The sequence below is a fragment of the [Bacteroides] pectinophilus genome (assembly GCA_025146925.1).
Lineage (GTDB): Bacteria > Bacillota > Clostridia > Lachnospirales > Lachnospiraceae > Bacteroides_F > Bacteroides_F pectinophilus.
Map to the genome: position 1 here is coordinate 74,507 of CP102260.1, position 23,900 is coordinate 98,406.

General features: G+C 42.6%; 18 protein-coding genes. All 18 read left to right on the forward strand.

What is annotated here, in order from left to right; genetic code table 11:
* The first annotated feature begins 6 nt into the window (after window positions 1-6).
* The 18 genes from NQ488_00335 (at window position 7) to NQ488_00420 (ending at window position 23,868) form a co-directional block, all read left to right on the forward strand.
* Window positions 7-1,758 (forward strand): glycosyltransferase, encoded by a 1,752-nt coding sequence (locus tag NQ488_00335; protein UWN95794.1) that lies wholly within the window; start codon window positions 7-9, stop codon window positions 1,756-1,758.
* A gap of 40 nt (window positions 1,759-1,798) precedes the next feature.
* Window positions 1,799-2,749 (forward strand): glycosyltransferase family 2 protein, encoded by a 951-nt coding sequence (locus tag NQ488_00340; GenBank protein UWN97069.1) that lies wholly within the window; start codon window positions 1,799-1,801, stop codon window positions 2,747-2,749.
* A 39-nt stretch (window positions 2,750-2,788) separates the two neighbouring features.
* Window positions 2,789-4,204 carry a sugar transferase gene (locus tag NQ488_00345; protein UWN95795.1) on the forward strand — a complete coding sequence of 472 codons (1,416 nt, stop codon included), beginning with the start codon at window positions 2,789-2,791 and terminating at the stop codon, window positions 4,202-4,204.
* 16 nt (window positions 4,205-4,220) lie between these two features.
* Entirely contained in the window at window positions 4,221-5,300 is a 1,080-nt protein-coding gene (locus tag NQ488_00350; protein UWN95796.1) for a hypothetical protein, read from the forward strand.
* Window positions 5,284-6,450, forward strand: coding sequence for a DUF6077 domain-containing protein (locus NQ488_00355; protein UWN95797.1), 1,167 nt, complete (start codon window positions 5,284-5,286; stop codon window positions 6,448-6,450). Before NQ488_00350 ends, NQ488_00355 begins: the two co-directional genes overlap by 17 nt.
* A 28-nt stretch (window positions 6,451-6,478) precedes the next feature.
* Window positions 6,479-7,270 (forward strand): hypothetical protein, encoded by a 792-nt coding sequence (locus NQ488_00360; GenBank protein ID UWN95798.1) that lies wholly within the window; start codon window positions 6,479-6,481, stop codon window positions 7,268-7,270.
* 89 nt (window positions 7,271-7,359) lie between these two features.
* On the forward strand, window positions 7,360-8,109 hold the full coding sequence (locus NQ488_00365) for a WecB/TagA/CpsF family glycosyltransferase (protein UWN95799.1): 750 nt from the start codon (window positions 7,360-7,362) through the stop codon (window positions 8,107-8,109).
* Window positions 8,106-10,553 carry a glycosyltransferase gene (locus NQ488_00370; GenBank protein UWN95800.1) on the forward strand — a complete coding sequence of 816 codons (2,448 nt, stop codon included), beginning with the start codon at window positions 8,106-8,108 and terminating at the stop codon, window positions 10,551-10,553. The genes NQ488_00365 and NQ488_00370 overlap by 4 nt, the downstream gene beginning before the upstream one ends.
* Window positions 10,553-12,142 (forward strand): glucosyltransferase domain-containing protein, encoded by a 1,590-nt coding sequence (locus NQ488_00375; protein UWN95801.1) that lies wholly within the window; start codon window positions 10,553-10,555, stop codon window positions 12,140-12,142. Before NQ488_00370 ends, NQ488_00375 begins: the two co-directional genes overlap by 1 nt.
* An 11-nt stretch (window positions 12,143-12,153) precedes the next feature.
* The gene (locus NQ488_00380) at window positions 12,154-13,812 is read left to right on the forward strand and encodes a glycosyltransferase family 39 protein (protein ID UWN95802.1); all 1,659 of its coding nucleotides are present in this window, start codon (window positions 12,154-12,156) and stop codon (window positions 13,810-13,812) included.
* Between the two features lie 22 nt (window positions 13,813-13,834).
* Window positions 13,835-15,427 (forward strand): hypothetical protein, encoded by a 1,593-nt coding sequence (locus tag NQ488_00385; protein ID UWN95803.1) that lies wholly within the window; start codon window positions 13,835-13,837, stop codon window positions 15,425-15,427.
* Window positions 15,424-16,536 carry a glycosyltransferase gene (locus NQ488_00390; GenBank protein UWN95804.1) on the forward strand — a complete coding sequence of 371 codons (1,113 nt, stop codon included), beginning with the start codon at window positions 15,424-15,426 and terminating at the stop codon, window positions 16,534-16,536. Before NQ488_00385 ends, NQ488_00390 begins: the two co-directional genes overlap by 4 nt.
* A gap of 36 nt (window positions 16,537-16,572) precedes the next feature.
* The gene (locus NQ488_00395; protein UWN95805.1) at window positions 16,573-17,511 is read left to right on the forward strand and encodes a sugar transferase; all 939 of its coding nucleotides are present in this window, start codon (window positions 16,573-16,575) and stop codon (window positions 17,509-17,511) included.
* A 21-nt stretch (window positions 17,512-17,532) separates the two neighbouring features.
* Window positions 17,533-18,132, forward strand: a complete 600-nt coding sequence (locus NQ488_00400) for a D-sedoheptulose 7-phosphate isomerase (protein ID UWN95806.1) — start codon at window positions 17,533-17,535, stop codon at window positions 18,130-18,132.
* 24 nt (window positions 18,133-18,156) lie between these two features.
* A complete protein-coding gene (gene asnB, locus NQ488_00405) occupies window positions 18,157-20,034 on the forward strand; it encodes an asparagine synthase (glutamine-hydrolyzing) (protein ID UWN95807.1) in 1,878 nt (625 codons plus the stop codon).
* Entirely contained in the window at window positions 20,034-20,939 is a 906-nt protein-coding gene (locus NQ488_00410; GenBank protein ID UWN95808.1) for a glycosyltransferase family 8 protein, read from the forward strand. The genes asnB and NQ488_00410 overlap by 1 nt, the downstream gene beginning before the upstream one ends.
* Before the next feature lie 11 nt (window positions 20,940-20,950).
* Window positions 20,951-22,486: a PfkB family carbohydrate kinase gene (locus NQ488_00415; GenBank protein ID UWN95809.1), complete on the forward strand. Its 1,536-nt coding sequence runs from the start codon at window positions 20,951-20,953 to the stop codon at window positions 22,484-22,486.
* A gap of 44 nt (window positions 22,487-22,530) precedes the next feature.
* Window positions 22,531-23,868: a TIGR04372 family glycosyltransferase gene (locus tag NQ488_00420; protein UWN95810.1), complete on the forward strand. Its 1,338-nt coding sequence runs from the start codon at window positions 22,531-22,533 to the stop codon at window positions 23,866-23,868.
* Window positions 23,869-23,900: the final 32 nt, after the last annotated feature.

A 23,900-nucleotide genomic window follows, 5' to 3' on the forward strand; every position in this document is an offset into this window, starting at 1 on the left:
ATTGAGATGAGCAGACATGTTTTTCGTAAAGGAATGGCGTATTTTCGTAAAAACGGATTCAAAAAGGCGGTAAAGCGTACAATATATTTCTTTACAGAAAAAAGATCATATGAGAAGCTTCTTGCGTATACGAATCCTACACCGGAGGAACTTAACAGGCAGCGCGAAGAAAAGTTTATACATGAACCGAAGGTAAGTATTCTGATTCCAATGTACAATACACCGCTGCAGTTCTTCAAGGAACTTATTGACTGCGTTCAGGCACAGACGTATTCTAACTGGGAATTATGCCTCGCAGACGGTACGGGCAGTGTAAGTGAGGCTGGTGAGTATGCCGTACAGTGCATGGCAAAGGATTCAAGAATTGTATACAAAATGCTTGATTCTAATGACGGAATATCAGAGAATACAAACAGGGCACTTGAGATGGCAACAGGTGAATTCATTGCACTTATGGATCATGATGACGTAATAACTCCGGATGCGCTGTATCATCTTGTTAAGGCGGTTAATGAAGATGCAATGGCTGACAGTGTCTACTCAGATGAGGATAAGATGGATATGGATGGCCGGAAGCTCTTTGAGCCACATTTTAAGCCGGATTTTAATATTGATTATCTCAGAAGCTGTAATTACATATGTCATATGTTCATGACGAGAACATCAATAGCCAGAGAGGTCGGAGGATTCAGGAAACCTTTTGACGGAGCACAGGATTTTGACTTTATATTCAGATGCACAGAGAAATCACGCCATGTTGCGCATGTGCCAAGAGTAATATATCATTGGAGATGCCATGTTAATTCAACGGCGGCCGTTCCGGAGAGTAAGATGTATGCATATCATGCAGGCGTGAAATCAATTAATGAGCATTGTCAGAGAGCAGGAATCCCGATGACAGGAGAACTCGGTACGTCATACGGTTATTACAGGGATGTTCCGGTACTTGACCGTAAGCCGTCAGTTGATATAATAATTCATGGTGATGCGGCTAAGGCTGAACAGTGCATTCAGTGTACAAAGAAACTTACATATAGCAATCTCAGTGTGATGATGTGTGGCGGCGATGCGGCGTCAGTTAACAGGGCTGTGGCATCAGCGGCAGCGGATTATGTTCTGCTTCTTGATTCAAGAATTACATCACTGAGCGAAGACCTTGTTGAACAGCTTATGGGATATGTACAGAGAAAAGATGTTGCAATGGCAGCGGCACGTACAAGCAATCTTGAAGATAAGATATATCACGCATTTCTTGTGATGGGAATTGACAAGTCGTTCGGATATGCATTCCATCAGCTAGATAAGGGCAACAATGGTTATTTCATGCGCATTAATGCACCTCAGGATGTAAGCGGTGTTGATATTACATGTACGCTTATCAGGAGAGCTGACTATATGGCGGCAGGACAGCTTGATGAGAGCATGCCGGCAGAATATGCAGCGGCAGACCTGTGTCTTAAGGTTGCGCAGCTTAACGATGAAGGCAGCAGGGATTCCCGGGCTGATGAGGAGGAAGATGCGAAGACACCTCAGATGTGGCGTGACATGCATAAGATTGTATATGTGCCATATGCAGAGGCTGTAATCAATGCTTCGGTAGAGCCTGAGTGGCATATAGATGAAGAAGATGAGAAGTTTAATAAAAAATGGAGCTCAGTACTCAGACAGACGGACAGATACTATAACAGAAATCTTACAAAAAGAGATACCAACTTCACAATACTCAGTTCAATGGAACTGAAAAATGAAGATTTGTAGTGGAATAGATATGCGCAGCAGCGCAGGAATGGAGAAGACAATGAGCAGTATACTTTATGTAGTAGTACCATGTTATAACGAGGAGGAGGTACTTCCGGAGACATCTAAACGTCTTAAAGAGAAGATGACATCACTTATAGCCGGTAATGTTATATCAGACCGAAGCCGTGTTATATTTGTAAATGATGGTTCAAAGGATTCAACGTGGAGTATCATACAGAAGCTTCATCAGGAGAATGCGCTTTTTGGCGGAATTAATCTCAGCCGTAACAGAGGGCATCAGAATGCACTGCTTGCAGGTCTTATGACTGTAAAGGACTGTGCTGATGTGGCTATATCAATGGATGCAGATCTTCAGGATGACATTAATGCAATGGATGAGATGCTTCAGAAGTTCCACAACGGATGTGATATTGTATATGGTGTAAGAAGTAAGCGTGCAACAGACACACCGTTTAAGAGAATAACTGCAGAAGGCTTCTACAAAGTTATGAACTGGATGGGGGCCAATACGGTATATAATCATGCAGACTACCGTCTTATGAGTAAGAGGGCGCTTGAAGGGCTCGCACAGTTTAAGGAAGTCAACCTGTTCTTAAGAGGTATTGTCCCAATGATAGGCTATCCTACAGATGTTGTTTACTATGAGAGAAGCGAAAGATTCGCGGGGGAGAGTAAGTATCCTCTCAAGAAGATGCTCGCATTTGCAATGGAGGGAATTACATCATTAAGCAACAAACCGATTAAGATGATAACTAACCTCGGCATATTTGTATTTCTTATGAGCTTTGTGATTCTTATCTACAGCCTTGTAAGACATTTTATGGGAGCAACGATAACGGGATGGACAACAATTATTGCGTCAATCTGGGCGATAGGCGGACTTATCCTGCTGTCACTCGGAGTTATCGGTGAATATATAGGTAAGATATACATGGAGACAAAGGAACGTCCGCGTTATATAATAGAGCAGTTCCTTAATGAGAAGTAATCTGTTAAGACAATTAAGATATAAGAGTGGAAGGGAACAATGAATCAGTCCAGAGAAAAGATACAGAATATTTGTATAATGGCAATAGATCTTATATGCCTGCTTCTCAGTTATGTGATGGCGGGATATCTGTGGCTCGGGATTATCAAAGGCGCGGCGTATGAGGCACTCAGAAGGGACCTTTATGGGGATATAAGTGCCATGATAATTGCATATGCCGTCACGGTACTCCTGTTTAATTTTAATCAGGAATTCATCAAAAGGGGAAAGCTGATTGAGATTATCCAGGTGATTAAGTCCAATATTATCATTGCGGCAGTTATGGCAGTTGTAATATTCCTGAAGCATGAGAATTCAGACCTGTCACGTGGCGTGTATATGGTGATGATATGTCTTAATGTAGTAGTTACATATGGCGTGCACAGACTGTTTAAGACATATCTTCTTAAGTATTATAAGAACAGCCGTGCCAATACACAGCTTTTTGTTGTCACGACATTGGACAGGGCCTCAAAGGTCATCAAAGAGATGGACAGCAATTCAGTGTGGGGCAACAGGATATGCAGCATTGCCATAATAGACCGGGACATGGTTGGACAGAAGATAGACGGAGTTGAAGTCACAGCTACATTTGACAGCATGGTAACATATGCCAAGGAGCAGATTGTAGATGAGGTTTTTATAGATGTTCCGTATGATTCAGGCAAGTCACTTACGGATATAGTAACCAAGTTCGAGGGCATGGGCGCGACAGTGCATCTTAATATAGAGGTGCTTGAGCAGTTCTCGAACTTCTCTAAGTCAGTTAACCAGCTTGGAAGTATTCCTGTCATAACATTTGCCAATAATGTGTATGATTACAGACAGCTTTTTATAAAGCGCCTGATGGACATTGTGGGTTCGATAGTAGGACTTGCAATAACAGGAGTTATCATGATATTCCTCGCACCAATACTTAAGCTTGAATCTCCGGGGCCTCTGTTTTTCAAGCAGAAGAGAGTCGGCAAGAACGGAAGATATTTTTATATATATAAGTTCCGTTCGATGTATGTTGATGCAGAAGAGCGCAAGAAAGAGCTCATGGATAAAAATAAGATGGACGGGCTTATGTTCAAGATGGACAATGATCCGAGAATAACAAAGGTTGGCCGGTTCATCCGTAAGACAAGCATAGACGAACTTCCACAGTTTTTTAATGTACTTAAGGGTGATATGAGCCTCGTCGGAACAAGACCGCCTACAGTGGACGAGTTCAAGCAGTATGAGACTTATCATAAGAGAAGATTAAGCGTTAAGCCAGGAATCACCGGATTATGGCAGGTCAGCGGAAGAAACCGCATAACCAACTTTGAAGACGTAGTAAAACTTGATCTCAAATATATAGACAACTGGAGCATAGCTCTGGATATCAAGATTTTATTTAAAACAGTCGCCGTAGTATTTAAGGGCGAGTAATTGTGAAAGGAGCTTTATGTCAGAGCAGGAATATGTTAGAAAATATATGCTTAAAGATATATTTAAGCGCAATATGAGATTCTGGTGGCTGATAGTTATATGCGTTGCAGTATTTGCAGGCGGTCTTGGTTATAAAAAATACAATGAGTATCAGAAGAGATTTGCCAAGATAGAGTTGAAGGGCACTGTAAAGCAGTACTCGGTGGATTACTATTCGGGCAATGTTAAGGGCGAGTCACTTCTTATGCGTACACAGACGCTTATTGCCGTTATGACAAGCCGCGAGACATATTCGGAACTTGTTAAGCTGTCAGGATATCCTCTGACATATGATACATTTGTAGAGCTTGTCATATGTGATAATGACGGAACTAAGGACAGTGTTACGGCAAGAATGCAGTATCCGTTTGGCAGCGACGAATATTCAATAGTTGAAGATTCCGATGCTGAGAGTTTTATGGGGTATTATGTACAGGCGGTTAAGAATACATGTGACAGAATACTCGGAGAGAATGTTGTGTATGAACTTGGAAGAAGCGACCGTTCATCAGTGACATATACTGCAAGCGACGAGCAGAAGCAGGCAGCCAATAAGGCGGTAATTAAGAATGCGTTTATCGGTGGAGTAATAGGACTTATCATACCTGTTGTAATCATAACGCTTATATATCTTCTTGGCGGTAAGTTAAGGACTGCGGCGGAGATAGCATTCTGTGCAGGGCTTAAGCTTCTTGCGGATGTTAAGGAGGATGACTGTTCACAGCTTGAGCAGGCGGAACTGTATCTGGAGCACAGATACGGATTGAACGGAATAAATATCAATCTCATACACATAGGTGATGGTGGGGAATATATATCGGATAAGCTGAAGGAAAGCTTTAAGAATGCCGGATACAAGGCAGACGTAACGCTGACGGATACCAATGCTGCAGACGTTAATGCAGGTGCGTACAGAGCAGCAATGAAGGCTGATGCCAGCATACTTGTTGCAGGCGCAGGCAGACTGCGTGAGCAGGATATAGAAAATGTAGTCAGAACAATGGCACTTTATGATATTGAAGGCAGCGGAGTGATTGTATATGAGCCTCACAGGTAAGATATTAACCGGGATTTTATTTGTAGTGCTTCCCGTAATTGCGGGAGGCATATACAGCCCGTTCCTTGTAAAAAGAATAAAACTGCATTTTGCGGATATATGTAAGCTGCTAATACAGACATGGATATACGGTATTATAACCATGTTTGCTGTTATGCAGCTTATTGCCGTTCCTATGATTGCCGTAAGGACTACATTTACGATGCTTGTAAATGTATGGTGCGCACTGCTGGCTGTTCTTGCAGCTGCCGGAATTGTGGGATATATCGCAGCTGTTTTGCGTATAAAGAAGCATGGAGGCCCCGCAGTGGATAATGCCGGTACGGACAATGACAGGATGCGGGAGCTTAATAAGCCGGAGACGGTGCCGGGACGCAGAAGCTGTGTATGCTGGATTGCGCTGCTGGCGGCGGTATTTGTCATACTTACAGGCTATCAGGCAAGAATTGCATCAAAGTACCAGCATACGGATGATGACGATGCGCGGTTTGTTGCGCTTGAACTTCTGGCAGTTGATGAGGACAGAATGCTTACGCATAATCCGATTGACGGATACCCGATGTACTGGAATACCGGAGAGGTTAAGAAAGATTACACGTCTCCATGGACAATGTATGTTGCAGCATGCAGCAGAATAAGCGGTGTCCATCCTGCAATACTTTCACACAGGCTGATGCCGATGTACCTTGTAACATTGTGCTGTCTTGCATACCTGCTTCTTGGACTTAACCTGTTCAGGGATGACTGGGAGAAGACACTGATATTTGCAATTATAGTATCGGCTGTTAATATATTTGGGTACACTTCAACGCATACGGTGCCGTCATTGCTGCTGTTAAGGATATGGCAGGGAAAGGCTGTGTTTGCAGGCCTGATGGTGCCTGTAATCCTCGACCTGCTCTACAGGCTTTATGAGGATTGCACACTGGTTCCTGAAAAGGTACTGCTGTTTGTCTCATGTATGGCGTCATCACTTATGTCAGGCGGCGGAATTGTTATAGCCGCACTTGCTGTTGGGTTCTATGGACTTGTTGTGCTGGCAAAATACAGGAATATTAAGAATACGCTGTATATATGGCTGACATGCTCGCCATGTGTTGTATACGCATTATGCAATGTATTCTGGTATCAGGTGTTCAGATTATCTTAGGATATATTATCATAGGAGTACGGATTTTATGGTTGGATGGTTTACTGATATCTGTGATATGTTTATAAAATTTGTCGGTACGGGATGGTTTCACTGGCTTATTGCAGCAATAATACTTGTGGCAGGAAGTGTTAAAAACACTCATTTCCGTCATAAGTTCCTGTATCCTGCCGCCATGATACTTATAGTATTTTTCTGCCCTTTGGTCTATGGAACGATAGGCATACGGTTCCTTAACGGAATGTACTGGAGGATACTCTGGCTGGTTCCCGTTTCTGTTATAATTGCCATTGGCGGTACATGGCTTGTAATGAGATTTAATAATTATATTCTGAAGGCCGTTACGCTTGCTCTGACAGTCTGCGTAATTGCAATGTCAGGCAGACCGATGTTTTCAAAAGATAACTATGTGCCGGCACAGAATGAATATCAGCTTCCACAGGTAACAATAGATATTGCTGACGCAATAATATCTGACAGTCTTGCGGCAGACACCGGCGCATATCCGACGGTTGTTGTTCCTGATGAGATGCTGTGTTCAATGAGACAGTATACAACTAAGATACGGCTTCTGTACGGACGTGATGCATATGCATATATTTTTAATGAACTTGAAGAAATGAAGGCTGTGGTGCATAATGAGATGATACGGCAGACACCGGATATCGGGAAGCTGGCGGTATATGCCAAGGCAAAGAATGTTGACTATATCGTTTTCTCAAGTGTGAATCATAAGGGGTATCAGGATATAAATATGCATGGATATGAATTCGTTAAAAATGTTGACGGATATGATATATACATGAGGCAGGAGGACTAGTGTGAAAAATAAGATTTTTCACACGCAAGATTTGTGCTTTCGCACAAACTTGATATGCGCAAAAGGCAGCGCAGGAATGGAGGACTAGTGTGAAAAATAACAGAGTATGTAACATCCTTGGTGTTAATATAAATATTATGAGCATGCAGCAGGTTAAAGATTATATATGCAATAACATAGATGCGCTGAGGGGCAGATATATATGTGTGTCCAATGTGCACACAACAGTGATGTCACATGATGATGAAAGCTACTGCAATGTTCAGAACTCGGCGGCGTTGAGACTGCCTGACGGCAAGCCGTTGTCAATAGTTGCAAAACATAGAGGCTTTGAGGATGCGGTAAGGGTTACCGGTCCGGACCTTATGGGAGAGCTTTTTGCAGATGCGGGTAAGAATAAGCTCAGACATTACTTTTACGGAAGTACACAGGAGACTCTTGATACGCTTGAGAAAAAGCTGAAAGAAAAGTATCCGGACATTATTATTGCAGGCATGTTCTCACCTCCGTTTGGTGCGGTAAGTGACGAAGATGATGCAGAATTTGTTAAGATGATTAATGATGCCGGCCCGGATGTGGTATGGGTGGGTCTTGGCGCTCCTAAGCAGGAACGCTGGATGTACTATCACAGAGACAGGGTAAATGCGGTTATGATAGGCGTAGGGGCAGGCTTTGACTACTATGCGGATAATATAAAGAGAGCACCGAAGTGGATGCAGAAATGTTCGCTTGAGTGGCTGTACAGACTTATGCAGGATCCTAAGAGGCTTGCCAGAAGATATATGGATACGAATTACAGATTTATCAGACTTGTTAAGAAAGAGAACAGCAGACAGTGACAGAGAATATATTGCATGACGGTAAAAACAGAATAACGGCAGGTCAGTACGGAGTTATAAGCATGACTATGTATTATGGAGTTATGACGGCATCCAAGGCACTTGGAATGGACAGCTCCAATTCGCTGTATTACGTGATGTTTGGGATTGCCTGCATAATGCTTTTATTCAAATACTGCGTAACTCAGTATACAGTGCGCCAGATTGCGCTGGATGTACTGCTGGGATGCATTGGCATTGTCTGCTTTGTAATATCGCATGACATGACACTGCTTCTGCTCGCAATGACAGTTGCGGGGCTTAAAGACTGTGATTTCAGGGAGCTTGCATGCACGGCGTTCTATGTGAGGCTTGCAATAACTTCGTTCATGGTAGTTGCGTCATTCCTGGGAATATTTGATCAGGGTGAGACAGCGCAGACTACAACAAGCTTTCAGGATATAACCGTATATAACTTCGGTTACTCAACTGCCAATAATGCATATATAAATATATTTGTACTTATGGCACTTTTCCTCTATATCAGATATGACAGGATTAATTGGAAATATTTTATCGGTACATCAGTTATTGCAATGCTGATGTATACATTTACAAACAGCAGGACAGGAACACTTCTGTTCTTTGCAGTCTGGTTCTTCATATTCTGCGAGAAGTTTCTTCTCGCACGAAAGGGAAGATATGTGTTCTTTTGGCTGATGGCGGCATCCACATTGATATGTGCCGTATTCAGTTATGCTGCGACTTCAATGTTTAATCCAGACGGCGGTTACTGGTCGGAATATATTAACAGGATATTCAGCGGAAGACTTAACATTACACACAAATATCATGAAGCGCTGTCTGTGTCACTGATTCCTAGGACAAGTGCCGTAATGGATGCACACAGGGGCTTCGGCTTTATTGATAATTCATATATGAGTGTGTATTTTCACGATGGACTTATAGTTGCGCTTATAGTGCTGGTGCTTATATGCATATCCAATTACAGTCTGTTTAAAAAGCACTGTTATAAGGAGCTTGTGTTTATAGCGTCATTTTCAGTGTATGCGATGATGGAAGAATTCCCGCTTAATCCGGTAGTCAATCCGTTTATCATGCTGACTGCCGTTGTTATATACAAAGCTTCATTCAGCATAGAGAGGCCGGGAAACGGTACAGAAAAGACAAAGGTTCCACAGACAAAGGTTCCACAGACAAAGGTTCCGCAGACAGTGCTTATCATCCATAATGAATACAGGATTGCCGGTGGGGAAGACACGGTAGCTGCCAATGAAGAGAAGCTTCTTGCGGAACATGGCCACAGGGTAATTGTATATAAGAGAAGCAATAAGGAGCTTGATAATTATACAGGTATTAAAAAGCTTCTGCTTCCGTTTACAAGTGTATTTTCACTGCGCTCATACCGTGAAGTTAAGAAACTTATAGAGGATAATTATGTTGACGTTGTGCATGTGCATAACACGCTGACGCTTGTAAGCCCTTCAGTATATTATGCGGCGTTCAGATGCAATGTTCCGGTTGTCCAGACTATGCATAATTTTCGGCTGCTTTGTCCCGGAGGCTCATTCTTCATGGAGGATGAGGGTAACGGACATATATGCGAACAGTGTGTGAGCAAAGGACTTTCCTGCGCTGTGCGCAATTCGTGCTACAGGCACAGCAAAGCACAGACAATAGTCAGTGCGGCTGTTCTTAAGATTCACAGAATGCTGGGAACATATAAGAAAATCAATTTTATCTGCCTGACTGAGTTCAACAGATATAAGCTTCTGATGCTTAACAACGGAAGGAAGAAGATAATAAATCCTGCCAGGGTATATGTGAAGCCTAACTTTACATATGATCTGGCTGAGACGATGGGGAAATTGTCTGATACGCATGGCAGCATATCAGGCCGGTATTACGTATATGTCGGAAGACTTGAGAAGCTTAAGGGTACAGAGCTGCTTGTTGATGCATTTGCAAAGCTTCCGGACAGAAAGCTTGTCATCATGGGAAACGGCCCGCTTGAGGAGATACTGAAAAAGCGCATTGCAGACAACGGCTATAAAAATATAGTCATGGCGGGCAGAGTAACGGGTGAGGATTACGTTAAGTTCCTTGGCGGTGCGCAGGCGGTTATCTCGTCATCACAGTGCTATGAGACATTTGGAATGAGCATAGCGGAGAGTTATTCTCTTTCGGTTCCTGCGATTGCGGGGGATATAGGCAATATTGGAGACATTGTAAAAGAGGGAGTTACAGGAATACATTTCCAATATGATTCCCCGGATGCATTAATCGGGGCGGTTAAGCGCTTTGAGACAATGAACCGTGACGGGCTTGCAGCCAATGCACGTCGTTATTATGAGGATAATCTTACTCCACAGAGTAATTATGGCAGATTAAAAGAGATTTATGATGATATATGCGCCGGATATGGTGCGGAAAAGAGGCAGTGATGGAAGAAAAAAGCGTACAGGCATCAGTTGATAAAGTATATAAAAAGATACCGGCTTATGTGAAGCTTGCGATTGCTGCAACATTTATAATGGGTATACTTTTTAACCTGTTTATATTTACCAACAAAGCTGTCAATCATGACGACATAATGGCAGAGTTCATATATAACAAGCAGCTCGATATTGTGTCGGGACGTTACATGTGGCTGCTTATAAGAAGGATTACATCTTATTATGACATGCCGATGCTGTTCGGAATTATCGGAATGGCGGGACTTGCAGTCTCGGCAGGAATCATAGTATACATGCTTAAGATTAAGGACAGATTCTTCGTAATTCTTCTCAGTGCGATTATGGCTTCATTTCCGATAAATGCATGTTACTATTCATACCTCAGCATCTCGCCGGTATACTATTTTGCTATACTTACGGCGGTGCTTGGTGTATTTTTTGTTGAACGGTTCGGCAGATGGGCAGGAATAATACCTGCGGGTGTGTGCATTATGATGTCACTCGGCACATACCAGTCATTTCTTGCACTTACCATAGGACTGGCATTTACGATGGCATTTCTCGACCTGTTCCGCAATGATTATGATATTAAGAAATGGTTCCGCAGATATATAAAATATGTCTTTGCAGCAGGACTTGGATTTGTTCTGTACTTTATATGTACAAAGATATCACTTGCAATTACGGGTGAGGAGCTCAGGCAGTACGCAGGGACGGATAAGATGTTCAGCCTTGAGCTGGGGGAGATTCTCAGAAGCCTTAAGACAACGTGGAATAACCAGAAGGATTTTTATTTTTCAACACAGGCAATATCTTCAAGAGGCTTTATATGGATTAACAGAGTTGTGCTTGCGGTCATTGTGATTATGACAGCCGTACAGCTTATAAAGCTTATTAAAAAGCGCAGATATGCCCAGACGGCGGCACTTGCGGTTATGCTTACGGCATCACCGTTTTTCCTTAACTTTATCTATATTATGATGAATGGTAAGTCATCCGTCCACATGCTTATGAAGTATGCGCTTATCGTTCCGTATTTTCTTGTAATTGGACTTGTGTGTGCGACGGATATACGGATAAAGCTTAAGAAGCTGGATATAGGCTACATCCTCTCATGGGCTGCGGCACTTGGATGCGTGGGAGTTATATATTACGGCGTGCTTACCTCCAATCAGTTATATCAGAGGATGTATTACAATACGCAGGCGATAGATTCCCTTTGTACACAGATACTTGCAGACCTCAATGTAAATGAGGATTTTGCCGTAAGCAAGCCGGTATATTTTGCTAATTTTTCTACATTTTTTGATGAGAATTATGTGACAACGGCAACATTTACACAGGATCTTAATCCATATGTATGGATGGGAACCGATGTGTATCTTGACTGGTATTCAAGCAACCATCTGATAAGATACATGGATTTCAATCATCATATAAGGCTGATTGCAAGCAACAACAAGTCAAAAGAGGATGCGGTTAAGGCAACGGAAGAATTTAAAAATATGCCTTGTTATCCTGACGGAGGTTCGATTAAGACAATAAACGGACTGGTGACAATTAAGTTCGCACAATAATGAGGTCTGCCATGAAAAATACCATCAGTAATGTGATAAATGCAATAATTAAAAAAGAAAAACTCATAGCAGTAATTGTGCTTGTTGTTATGGCAGCTGCCGGGCTTGCGGTGACGGATGGATATGGGGTACATCTTGACGAGGCTATAGAGCTGAGTATCCTTAACTCCAATATCAAAGAGTATTCGTGCTACATTCCCGGTAAGCTTGGAGATAAGATAGCCAATGCAGCCAGAGGAGTTGAGCGGATCTCGGAGAGTGATGAGAAGGATCACGGTATAGCTGCGTATTATGGATATGTTTTCGTAAGAAAATTAGCTCAAAGAGAGCCGTATCAGACATTGGCATTCCATATGTACACATTCTGTATATTCATGCTCGGAGTACTGGCTTTATATGGAATAGTTAAGCTGCTTACCAATTCTGTGTGGCAGTCGCTGTTTGCATCATTAATGCTCTATCTGTCGCCGAGGATGTTTGGGGAAGGTCATTATAATAACAAGGATATCGTTGTCATGGCGTTTGTGCTGATAACGATATATTTCGGACTTAAGATGGCTCTGGAACGCAGATACAGATATGCGATTCTGTTTGCGATGGCAGCAGCGGTTGCAACCAATACCAAGATAGCCGGAGCGTGGTTTTACGGAATTATAGGAATTGGCTATCTTATTACACTTATCAGGAAAAAAGAACTTACAAAAAGGAATGTCAGTATAGGACTTGTGGCAATAGTTGTGTATGTGATATCCTATGTACTGGTTACACCGGCGATGTGGCGGGACCCATTTGGATTTATCATGTATCTGGTTAAGTATGCCAATGATTTTGACAGATGGGACAATAATCTTTTATTTGAAGGCGTATTATACAGATATTCAGTCAATCCGCCGCCGGCATATTATCTTCCTAAGATGATTCTTATAACGACACCATTATACATACTTGTACTCATAATATATGGCGTTGTAATGACTGCCGCCAATGCATTAAAAGATTGCAGGTCAGATGGCGTACAGAATCATAAAATGACACGGAATACAATCTTATCCGCAGTTAATATTTTATTGTGGATGTTCCCTCTGGTATTTGCGGTGGTATGCAGAACGAGGGTATATAACGGCTGGAGACATTTTTATTTTATATATGGTCCTATGGTGATTACCGCAGCATATGGCTGTAACTGCCTTTGTAAAAATACGGCACCACAGCTTAAGAAGCTTCTGGTTGTTACCGGATGTGCAATTACGTTAATAAGCCAGGCAGGTATTTTGATTAATAATCCATATCAGTATGCTTATTTTAATGTACTTGCAGGAAAAGATGCACAGAACCGTTATGAGATGGATTACTGGATGGTTTCTACTAAGCAGGCATTACTTGATCTGTACAGGCTTCATGGCAATGACGGCAGTGATGCGGGAAAGATAAAACTGGCATCCAGAGGGCGGATGAGTGCCAATGCAGTTAACAAAGCAATGCGTGTACTGCCTGAGGATGTTGCGGGCAGATTTGAAATATGCGGACAGGCTGAGGCGGATTATCTGTTTGTCAACAGTTACGGTTTTGTGCTGGAGCCGGATGAGCGTTTTGATGGAAGCGGTTATGTAAAAGAAGTGGAATTAAAATCATATGGACATGAAGTCTGCTGTATATACAGACTGAACTGACCGATACAGGAAATGAGGCAATATGAAGAAAAAAGAACTCCGTTTTAACTTAATACTGATGCTGATACTGGCAGCTGAGATTGCGCTGTCCATGTACTTTACATATAAGTATGGCATGAATAATGTTGATGCGGACAATTCTTCTGAGATGGTTCTGTCAAGGCTTCTGGCTGACGAAGGAACTTTCTTCAGCAGAAACTGGTTCTATTCTACAGAACTGAGAGTGCTGAATACACAGATTGTATTATCACTGCTGTTCAGACTTACGGATAACTGGCTTCTGGTGAGAACGCTTGGCAGCGGAATACTCATGGCAATAATGGTCTGTGCGTACCTGTATATGATTCGTGAGACAGGGCTTGGAAGGTGCGGCAAAGCGGCGGCCTGTGTGCTTGTGCTTCCGTTCTGCCAGTGTTATCAGCAGTTTGCGTTATTCGGGCTTTACTATATTCCGCATGTGACAATTTCCTTTGTTACGGCAGGGCTTTTTGCCGGAATAATAAAGCGGCACAAGGGCTGGCAGATAAAGGCAGTTCTCGCTGTGGCTCTTGCAGCTGCGGCAGGACTTGGCGGCATAAGGATGCTTGTGGTTCTGTACTGTCCGCTTGTTATTGCTGCATTTCTTCTGAATTACAGGATGCCGGCGTGTATACAGGATATATGGAGGAACATCCCGGCAGCGGTTAAGACAAGGGCGTTTGTGTATTCCTTTATACTTGCAGCAGCATCGGGAATAGGTTTTATTATTAATACGGCAGTGCTTTCGGATATATTTACATTCAAGAGCTTCAATGGAACAGAGTTCTCGGATGCAGATATCTTTGGCAGAAGTGATGCAATACTGAATGGACTGATGCAGTTCTTTGGTTATAAGGCAGGACGCCGTGTCATGGGACCGGGACTTGTTGCAAATATGCTCGCGGTTGCAGGAATTGTCATTGCTGTATATGTTATGTGGACGCTCATAAAAAAGGCGGAACTTACATCTGTATATGACAGATTTATAGTGCTTTTCTTTGCGGCAGACTTTTGTGTGAATATGTTTACATTCTATTTTGCCGATATGTGGGAGGCAAACGGTAACTATCTTATTCCTTTTATGATGTGGCTGATTCCCGTGTTTGTCATATATATAAATTATAAGGGAATCATGACGGCATGCGGACGGGTTGTTGCAGGACTTCTTGCCGCAATGGTTGTCATTAATTCCGGTATGGAGTATTATGAATGGAAGAACACAGATATTAATCCGGGGAAAGAAGGAATTGTAAAATTCCTTGTAAATAATGGTTACGAAAGAGGGTATGCTGACTTCTGGGATGCCAACGTATTCACGGAGTACTCACAGGGACAGCTCAAAATGTGCAATATCAGGACATTTGATGAGTCATTTGCGGCACTTGAATGGCTGATGGATAAGAGTTATACTGAATGGAATGGGGACAGTAAGGTATTTATAGTGGTTGATAATGCATTTTCATGGGAGAACAGAGATACATTATCATATCTTGACCGCAGGTATATGGTAGCATCTAACAACGAATATTGTGTATTCGCATTTGATAACGATGCACAGCTTGCGCAGATTGTGGAGAGAGGTAAGCATAGGCAATGAAGATTTCGGTAATAACATTGGGAATGATGCAGCCGCATCAGGGGCAATTCTACAATGCACAGGATATCGGCCTGGGGAGAGCACTTGCAGCGATTGGCAACGATGTCGATGTGTTTAACTTTGTTCCGCTCGGTTCTGGGGAAGATACAGAAGACCTTGGAGATAATCTGAGATTTCATCAGATACCGACTAAGGCAACAGGAATACATTCTATGTATAAGAAGGATTTTATACCGCAGGGTACGGAAGGGGTAGTATGCTTTTCGGATAACCAGATGAATTTTGAGAGAATCCTTAATTACTGTAAGAAAAATGGAATCAAGTGCATTCCATATGTAGGAGTGCTTGGAAGTAATAATGATAATAAGCTCAAAGGCATGTTAATGAACATGCTTTCAGACAATATGAAGCACTATAAGATGATGACGGTGCTTGCCAAGACGCCGGAGGTAATGAAAGAGATGAAGGAACAGGGAGTTAATTCTGTAATCCTTGCACCGGTATGTCTTGATGAGACACTCCTTAACAAAGATTATAAGTCGTCAGATGTGCAGGAACTTAAGACAACACTTGGCAGGCTTCACGGAAGAGACCTGTCGGGGCATGTTGTACTCTTTGTGGGCAGGCTTCAGGAAGAGAAACACCCGGTAGAGATGGTTGATGTATTTGCTGACATTAAGAAGATGATTCACTCAAGCCAGATGATAATGATAGGCAAGGGACATCTTGAGGGAAGTGTCAAGGCTGAGATTGGACGTAAGGGGCTGTTTGACAGTGTTACACTTGTTGAGAGGGTAGAGAACAGCCAGATGTGGAAATATTACAGCATTGCGGATGTGGTTGTTAATCTTAATGACCATGAGATATTTGGAATGTCTATACTTGAAGCAATGTATTATGGCAAACATGTTGTTGCGGTCAGCGCACCGGGACCTGACTATATAATCCAGAACAAAGCACAGGGAACATTATGCGAGAGCGAAGAGGATGTTGCGCAGGCTGTTTATAAGCCGGGAAAAGAATTTGACAGTGAGGCGGCGCATGAGCGCGTTGAGAATAACTTTTTGTGGAATGTCACTGCAAGGACAATAATGCAGCAGCTGACGTAATGTAACTTGTAATGTAACTTATATACGGAGGAGCATATGAGAGCACCGGTAGTAGTATTTGCATATAACAGAAAAGAGCATCTTAAGAGAACGCTTGAAGCACTTGCAGCTAATGAGGGAGCAGATGAGACTTCCCTGTATATATATATTGATGCACCAAAGGAGGGCCTGCCAAAGGATAGTGAGCAGGTTAAGGCTAATGAGGCAGTGAAGAAGTACGTTGAGGAGTTCACTGCATCCGGCTGCGGAAAAGTATTTGCAGACATCACAACTGAAGCTGCACAGATCCACAAAGGTCTCGCTGATGCTGTTATAGGTGGCGTGTCGGACGTTATAGACAGACATGGAACGGCTATAGTTGTTGAGGATGATATTGTTACATCACCGTATTTCCTTAATTATATGAATGATGCGCTCGAATACTACAAAGATAATGATAAAGTATGGTCAATAAGCGGATATACACTTCCGCTTCCGGCGCTTAAAGGCTATGATAAAGATGTGTACGCTTTCTACAGATGCTGCAGCTGGGGCTGGGCAACGTGGAAAGACAGATGGGTTATGAATGACTGGAATGTAAGAAGCTTTAAGTCATTTGACAGGAATTATTTTAAGAGAAGACGCTTCAACCGGGGAGGTCGTGACCTGTCATTCCAGCTTGACAGACAGATGCTGGACCTCATAGATTCGTGGGCGATACGCTGGGGATATAATGAGAGCATTCATGATATGGTTACGATATATCCATCGGCTTCTTATGTCGATAATGAAGGGTTTGACGGATCAGGAACCCATTTTGGAAGCGTAAGCACTAACTACAACACTACAATACAGGGAAAGAAGAATTATACATTTACGGAACCCTTTGTGGACAGGAAGATTGCAAAGCAGTTCCGTGACAGGTATTCGGAGAATGCACTTAAGGCATTTATCAAGGAAGTGCTGTATTGCCTGCATCTTTACGAGGTAAAATAACAGGCAGAAATGGAGATAAATATGAACAAGAAAGAGATGATTATTCAGAATATCAGTGACAGCATTGATACAAAGAAAAAGATTCTTCAGGATGAGGAGTTTATAGAGAAAATCGAAAAGGTGGCGGATGTGTGTGTTGACGCATATCTTTCGGGCAATAAGCTTCTTATGTGCGGCAACGGAGGAAGTGCATCCGATGCGCAGCACATGGCAGGTGAGCTTGTCGGCAGGTATATGATGGAGCGTAAAGGAATTCCGGCAGTTGCGCTCAATGCCAACACTACGATACTTACGGCACTTGGTAATGATTACGATTATGATTCTGTATATGAGAAGCAGGTGACAGCGCTTGGAAGAGAAGGGGATGTAATTTTTGCAATATCAACAAGCGGCAATTCGGCTAATTGTGTAAAAGCCTGCGAGAGAGCGAAGAATATGGGGATAACTACTGTAGCGCTTACGGGAGAGTCCGGAGGGAAGCTCAGAAAAGTATGTGATTATACTTTTAACGTGCCATGCACAATGACGCCGCATATACAGGAAGCGCATATCATGCTGATTCATATAATCTGTGGCATAATTGAGGAACGCCTTATGGAGGCAGGTTACTTTGAAGATTAAGGATTTGTGAGGGCTTGCATATAAATGTGTGGAATATTTGGAACGATTAATTACAGAATAAGTGAAGAAAAAGCACTGGACTGCCTTAACAGGATGATACACCGCGGACCTGACGGATATGGGATATGGCAGGAAGATGGTGTTACACTTGGGCACAGAAGACTTTCGATTCTTGATCTGTCAGAGAATGGCAGGCAGCCGATGTCATATGCTGATGGGAGATATGAGATAACATTCAACGGAGAAGTATATAATTTTATAGAAATCCGCAGGGAACTCATGTCAAAGGGTTATACATTTAAGAGTGACACGGACACAGAGGTCATTATTGCTGCGTTTATCGAGTGGGGTGAGAAGTGCCTCGATATGTTTAACGGAATGTGGACATTTGCAATATGGGACAGGCTTGAGAAGAAGATGTTCATAAGCCGTGACCGGTTTGGAATTAAGCCTTTGTATATTGCCAATCAGGGTGGAAGAATAGCATTTGCATCAGAGATGAAGGCAATAATGCCACTGCTTGATAAGACCGATATTAATCGTTCTCTTATTGAAAGATATCTTAAGAACCCACATTATGAGATGCAGGATGAATGTCTCGTTGAGGAGATTAAGAGATTTCCTGCAGGCTTCTGCGCATGGATTGATGCGTCCGGTAATATTGAGATGAAGCGCTGGTGGAATACTCTTGATCATATAGTTGATGTCCCTGCAGCTTATGAGGAGCAGGTTGAAAAGTTCCGTGAACTGTTCCTTGATTCATGCAGAATAAGAATGAGAAGTGATGTTACATTGGGAACAGCACTTTCAGGAGGGCTTGATTCAAGTGCAACCATATGCGCAATGGCGCACATTATGAACGGTGCGGATAATGACAGGGTTAACAATGACTGGCAGCATGCATTTGTTGCAACATTTGCAGGAACGCCGTTTGACGAGACAAGATATGCCAGGCAGGTAACAGACCATCTTGGAATAAACAGTACATTTCTCAATATAGATGAGAGCGTGTCATATGACGAGCTGCTCAATAAGACTTATCTGTTTGAAGACCTGTGGGTGAATACACAGATTCCGATGATGAAGATATATGAGCAGGAGAGGAAGCACGGCACACTGGTTTCTCTTGACGGACATGGTGCTGATGAGCTTTACTGCGGTTATAATTTTGACGCCTTAAGAGCGCTTCCGGATGCACATTTTAAGATGCACGATGTTGATAATATCATAAGGGCCTATGTTGATCAGTTAAGCGATAAGGAAGCGGATGTTAATTCATCTGAGTTTAAGAAAAAGCGTAACAGAATATATGTGGATAATCTTATACACTACTATGGACGCAGGATTCTAGGAAAGCCTGCAGTGGACAGCTCATATACCGGACATCCGGCATGGAAGGAGCTTGATAATCTTAATAAGGCACTGTTTGTGTCTACGCATGAGACAGTACTTCCGACACTGCTCCGTAATTATGACAGGGACAGCATGGCAGCGAGTGTTGAGATAAGAATGCCATTTATGGATTACAGACTTGTACAGTATGCATTCTCTATCGGATGGAAGTCAAAGCTTCATGACGGATACACCAAGTCGATAATCCGTGATGCAATGGCACCGTTTATGCCAAAAGATATAGCTTACAGAAGAACAAAAGTAGGATTCAACGCACCTATCAATAACTGGATGAAGACCTGCTACAGAGAGATGTTTGCTGATATCATGAACTCGGCAGATTTTATGAACTGTGACCTTATAGATAATCCGGCACAGGTTAAGGCTGACTTTGAAAAGGTGCTTAATGATGACAGTGTATCTTTCAGCTTTGCATGTTACCATGTATGGAATAAGCTGCAGCTGTTTTTGTGGGAGCAGGCATTCATCAAGGAGAAAGGAAGACGCTGATGAATATTCTTGTGGCAATGAATGATGCATTTGTCAAATGTTATCAGGTTATGCTGACATCACTGATTAAGAATAATCCGGATGAGAATATAACAGTGCATGTACCATACACTGACGGACTAAGCCGCAAAGGACTTGATTCAATTAAGGAATTGGTCAGGAACCAGAGCCATGGCAGTGCATCGGTAAGAGAATATTATTTTGGAAAAGACAGACTTGGCAGTCTGGATAAGCTGCCTCTCGGTATGTGGTCGGTTGAGATGTTTTTCCGGATATTTGCACAGGAATTCATACCTGAGAGTGAGGACAGAATACTGTGGCTTGATGGCGATATAATTGTTAACGGCAGTATAAAGGATTTTTATAATACGGATTTTGACAGCATGTATTATGCAGCATGTGAAGATATTGCAATAAGCCACGGCAAGATAAAGGAAGAATACGATAATCTTGGATGGAGCAGCGAAGAGATATATGTTAATTCAGGAGTGCTTCTGATTAATCTTAAAGCATTGCGCAATAATGGCATTACAAGAGATGCGGCTGTGGAATATGCGCTTGAGAATATGGATAAGCTGCATTATCCCGACCAGTATATGCTCAATGCAATGTTTCACGATAAGATAAAGTTCGCTGATGCATTCAGGTACAACTGTCAGGTGTCCGGATATTCATATAAGCTTGCAGACATGATATTATCAGAATCGGCAATACTGCATTTTCCGGGATACAGGCCATGGCAGACTGATTATCAGAAACATTATTCTTCTGCAATACCGGGGGATATATGGTGGCATTATGCAAAACTGTGCGGACAGGCTGATGGGTACATGAGGTGGAAGATACTTAATACGCTTAAGGTAAAACCGTGGCAGATATTATATAGATTGAAGAAGCGCACTTAAAAGGAGGCAATATGGGAACGTTTGTATCTAAAGAGGAGATGAAGGAACTCCGTGCAAAGTTTAAAAGAGAGGGAAAGACGGTTGTTCTGTGTCATGGCGTATTTGACCTTGTTCATCCGGGACATATCATATATTTCCAGCAGGCCAAGGCTATGGGAGATGTCCTTGTTGTTTCGTATACGGCAGCCAGGTATGTAAGAAAAGGCCCGGGACGTCCGTATTTTGATGATGAGATGCGTAAGACAATGCTTTCGGCAATCGGATGCATAGATTATGTTATGATGTCAGACGGATATACGGCTGATGATATGATAGAGACTGTGGAGCCTGACTTGTATGTAAAGGGTCAGGAATATGCCAAGGCTGAGGATGATATAACAGGCAAGATTGGAGAGGAAGTCGCACTTGTCCGTAAGCACGGCGGTGATGTGCGTTACACCTCAGGTCAGGTATTCAGCTCAACAAAACTTATTAATACTGCATTTCCGGCACTTACAGAGGAAGTAAAGGAGTATATGCAGGATTTCAAGCAGCGTTACACAATGGATGATATTAAGGCATATACTGAGAAGATGCAGGATCTCAAGGTTCTGGTTGTCGGTGATGTAATCATTGATGAGTATGTATTCTGCGAGGTTCAGGGCCTTATGTCTAAGAATGTTGCATATTCTGCAAGACTTCACAGAGACGAGAAGTATCTCGGAGGTTCAATCGCAATCGCAAGACATATCGCATCATTCTGCAATAATGTAAAGCTTATGGCAGTTGTAGGCAAGGAGCCGGAGTTCGAGCCGACCTTCAAGAGAGTTCTCCCTGAGGAGATAGCGGTTGATTTTGTATATTCAGATGAATACCCGACTATAGTAAAGAAGCGTTATGTATCTGAGGATGTCAAGAAGGATGAGGTAGACAAGGTATTTGTTATCAATAACATTCCGCTTGATATGTCGATTGATAAGCCTGCCAAGACTGCATTCAGAGAGAAGCTTGAGCGCAATCTCAAGGAATATGACCTTGTGGTTCTGTGTGATTTCGGACACGGGCTTATTGACAGAAAGACAAGAGAGATAATTGAAAAGCAGGCTAAGACGCTTGTAATTAACTGTCAGACTAATTCTTCCAATTACGGAACTAATCTTATAACAAAATATACACGTGCTGATGCATTTTCACTTGATGACAAGGAGCTTAAGCTCGCATTCTCCGATTATAACAGCGCAAGCCATCAGGAGAAGCTTGCAATGCTGTCTAATCATCTTCACAGCTGCGGCTGGCATACTATGGGTGGTCAGGGTGCAGAGGTCATTGATGAGAATGAGAACATAATGAGATGTCCTGCGCTTACTAATAAGACAAAGGATACAATAGGCGCGGGAGATGCATTTTTCTCACTTGCTGCTCTCTGCACAGGAGTTGAGGCACCATGGGAGATCGGAACTTTCATGGGTAATATTGCGGCAGCGCTTGCGGCTAACATTGTTGGTAACAAGAAGCCTGTTGAGAAGGTTAATGTCCTCAAATATGCGAGCACACTTATGAATGTGTAGAACGCACAGGGTGCAGGCTGAATAACGGATAGGATTATAATCAGATGATAGAGAAAAGGAAAACCGTAATTAAAAACAGAATAAAGAAGGCACTGATACCCGGTGCAATACGTGAAAAAAAAGCAGCACAGCGTCTGCTCGTCAGTGTTAAGGCACAGATTGCCGATACGGGAGTGCTTGACAGGGAGACTCTTTTTGTAAATTGTGCTGATACAGATAGGGAGATACAGGCGCTTGAGCAGCAGTATCAGGAGCTTATGGAGGGAAAAGACGGCATTCAGGTGCATTTTCTCTTTAATCTTGCGCTGGGGGCGTTTGTGCAGACATTTCTTATTGCAAAGCATAATAAGGCAGACTGTGACAATAAGCTGCATATTATGGTGCCGGCAAAGATTGACCCTGAGACGGGGGATGTGAAGCTTCCCAACCCGGAGGTGCCGAAGTTCTTTGATTTCCTGTTTGTGCCGGATAAGAGCAACATAAGACTTTATCTGTATATACTGAATTATCATTTTGATGAGATAGATCTGACAACATGGAGCAGCTTTGCACCGGGAAGCCTTGAGGCGGACGGCTCTAAGGACGCGTATGCGGATTACCGTGGTTTTAAGGCAATTGAATACAGTGAAGAAGAGAAGCGTCATGGTGATGAATACCTTAAGAAAATCGGTGTAACGGGGCGTTATGTAAGCTTCAGGAACCGTGTTGCCAAGGGGGGAAGTCTCGGAGGAGTGCGTAACGGTGATACCTCAACGTATTACAAGGCCGTGGATTATCTTCAGAATAACGGAATTCAATGTGTATATGTCGGACTCAATGAGAATGCAGATGAACTCGGCAACGGAATTATAGACGCATCCAAGCAGTACGATGCAATGATGGATCTGTATATCCACTCCAAAGCAGATTTCTTCATGGGTGACCATTCGGGAATAATATCATTTGCACAGCTTTTTGACAGACCGATGATTCTGCTCAATCTGCCGTACTTTACAATGAGCGGAGATGCGTATGGTCCGACATTTGTTGAGCGTGACCTGCTTCTTCCCGAGAAGATATTTGACACTAAGAATAAAAAGTATCTCACAATCAGGCAGATGCTTGAGTATGAGATGACATATCCTGAATATAAAGATCTTGTTGAATACTATGTTAATAATGGTTTTGTATTTGAAAAAAATACCGAAGACGAGATATTATCTGTTGTAAAAGAGATGCTTGCAAGAATTGAAGGTACATTTGCATACAGCGCTGAAGAGCAGAAGCTTATGGACAGATATTTTGGAATTATGCAGAATAATGCTGACAGATACGAAGCAAAGTGGTGCCGTGCATCTATAGGAATAGAATTCCTTAAGAATAATCAGTGGCTTCTTGATTAATCCGGCTGATAGGTTGATGAATTATATATATG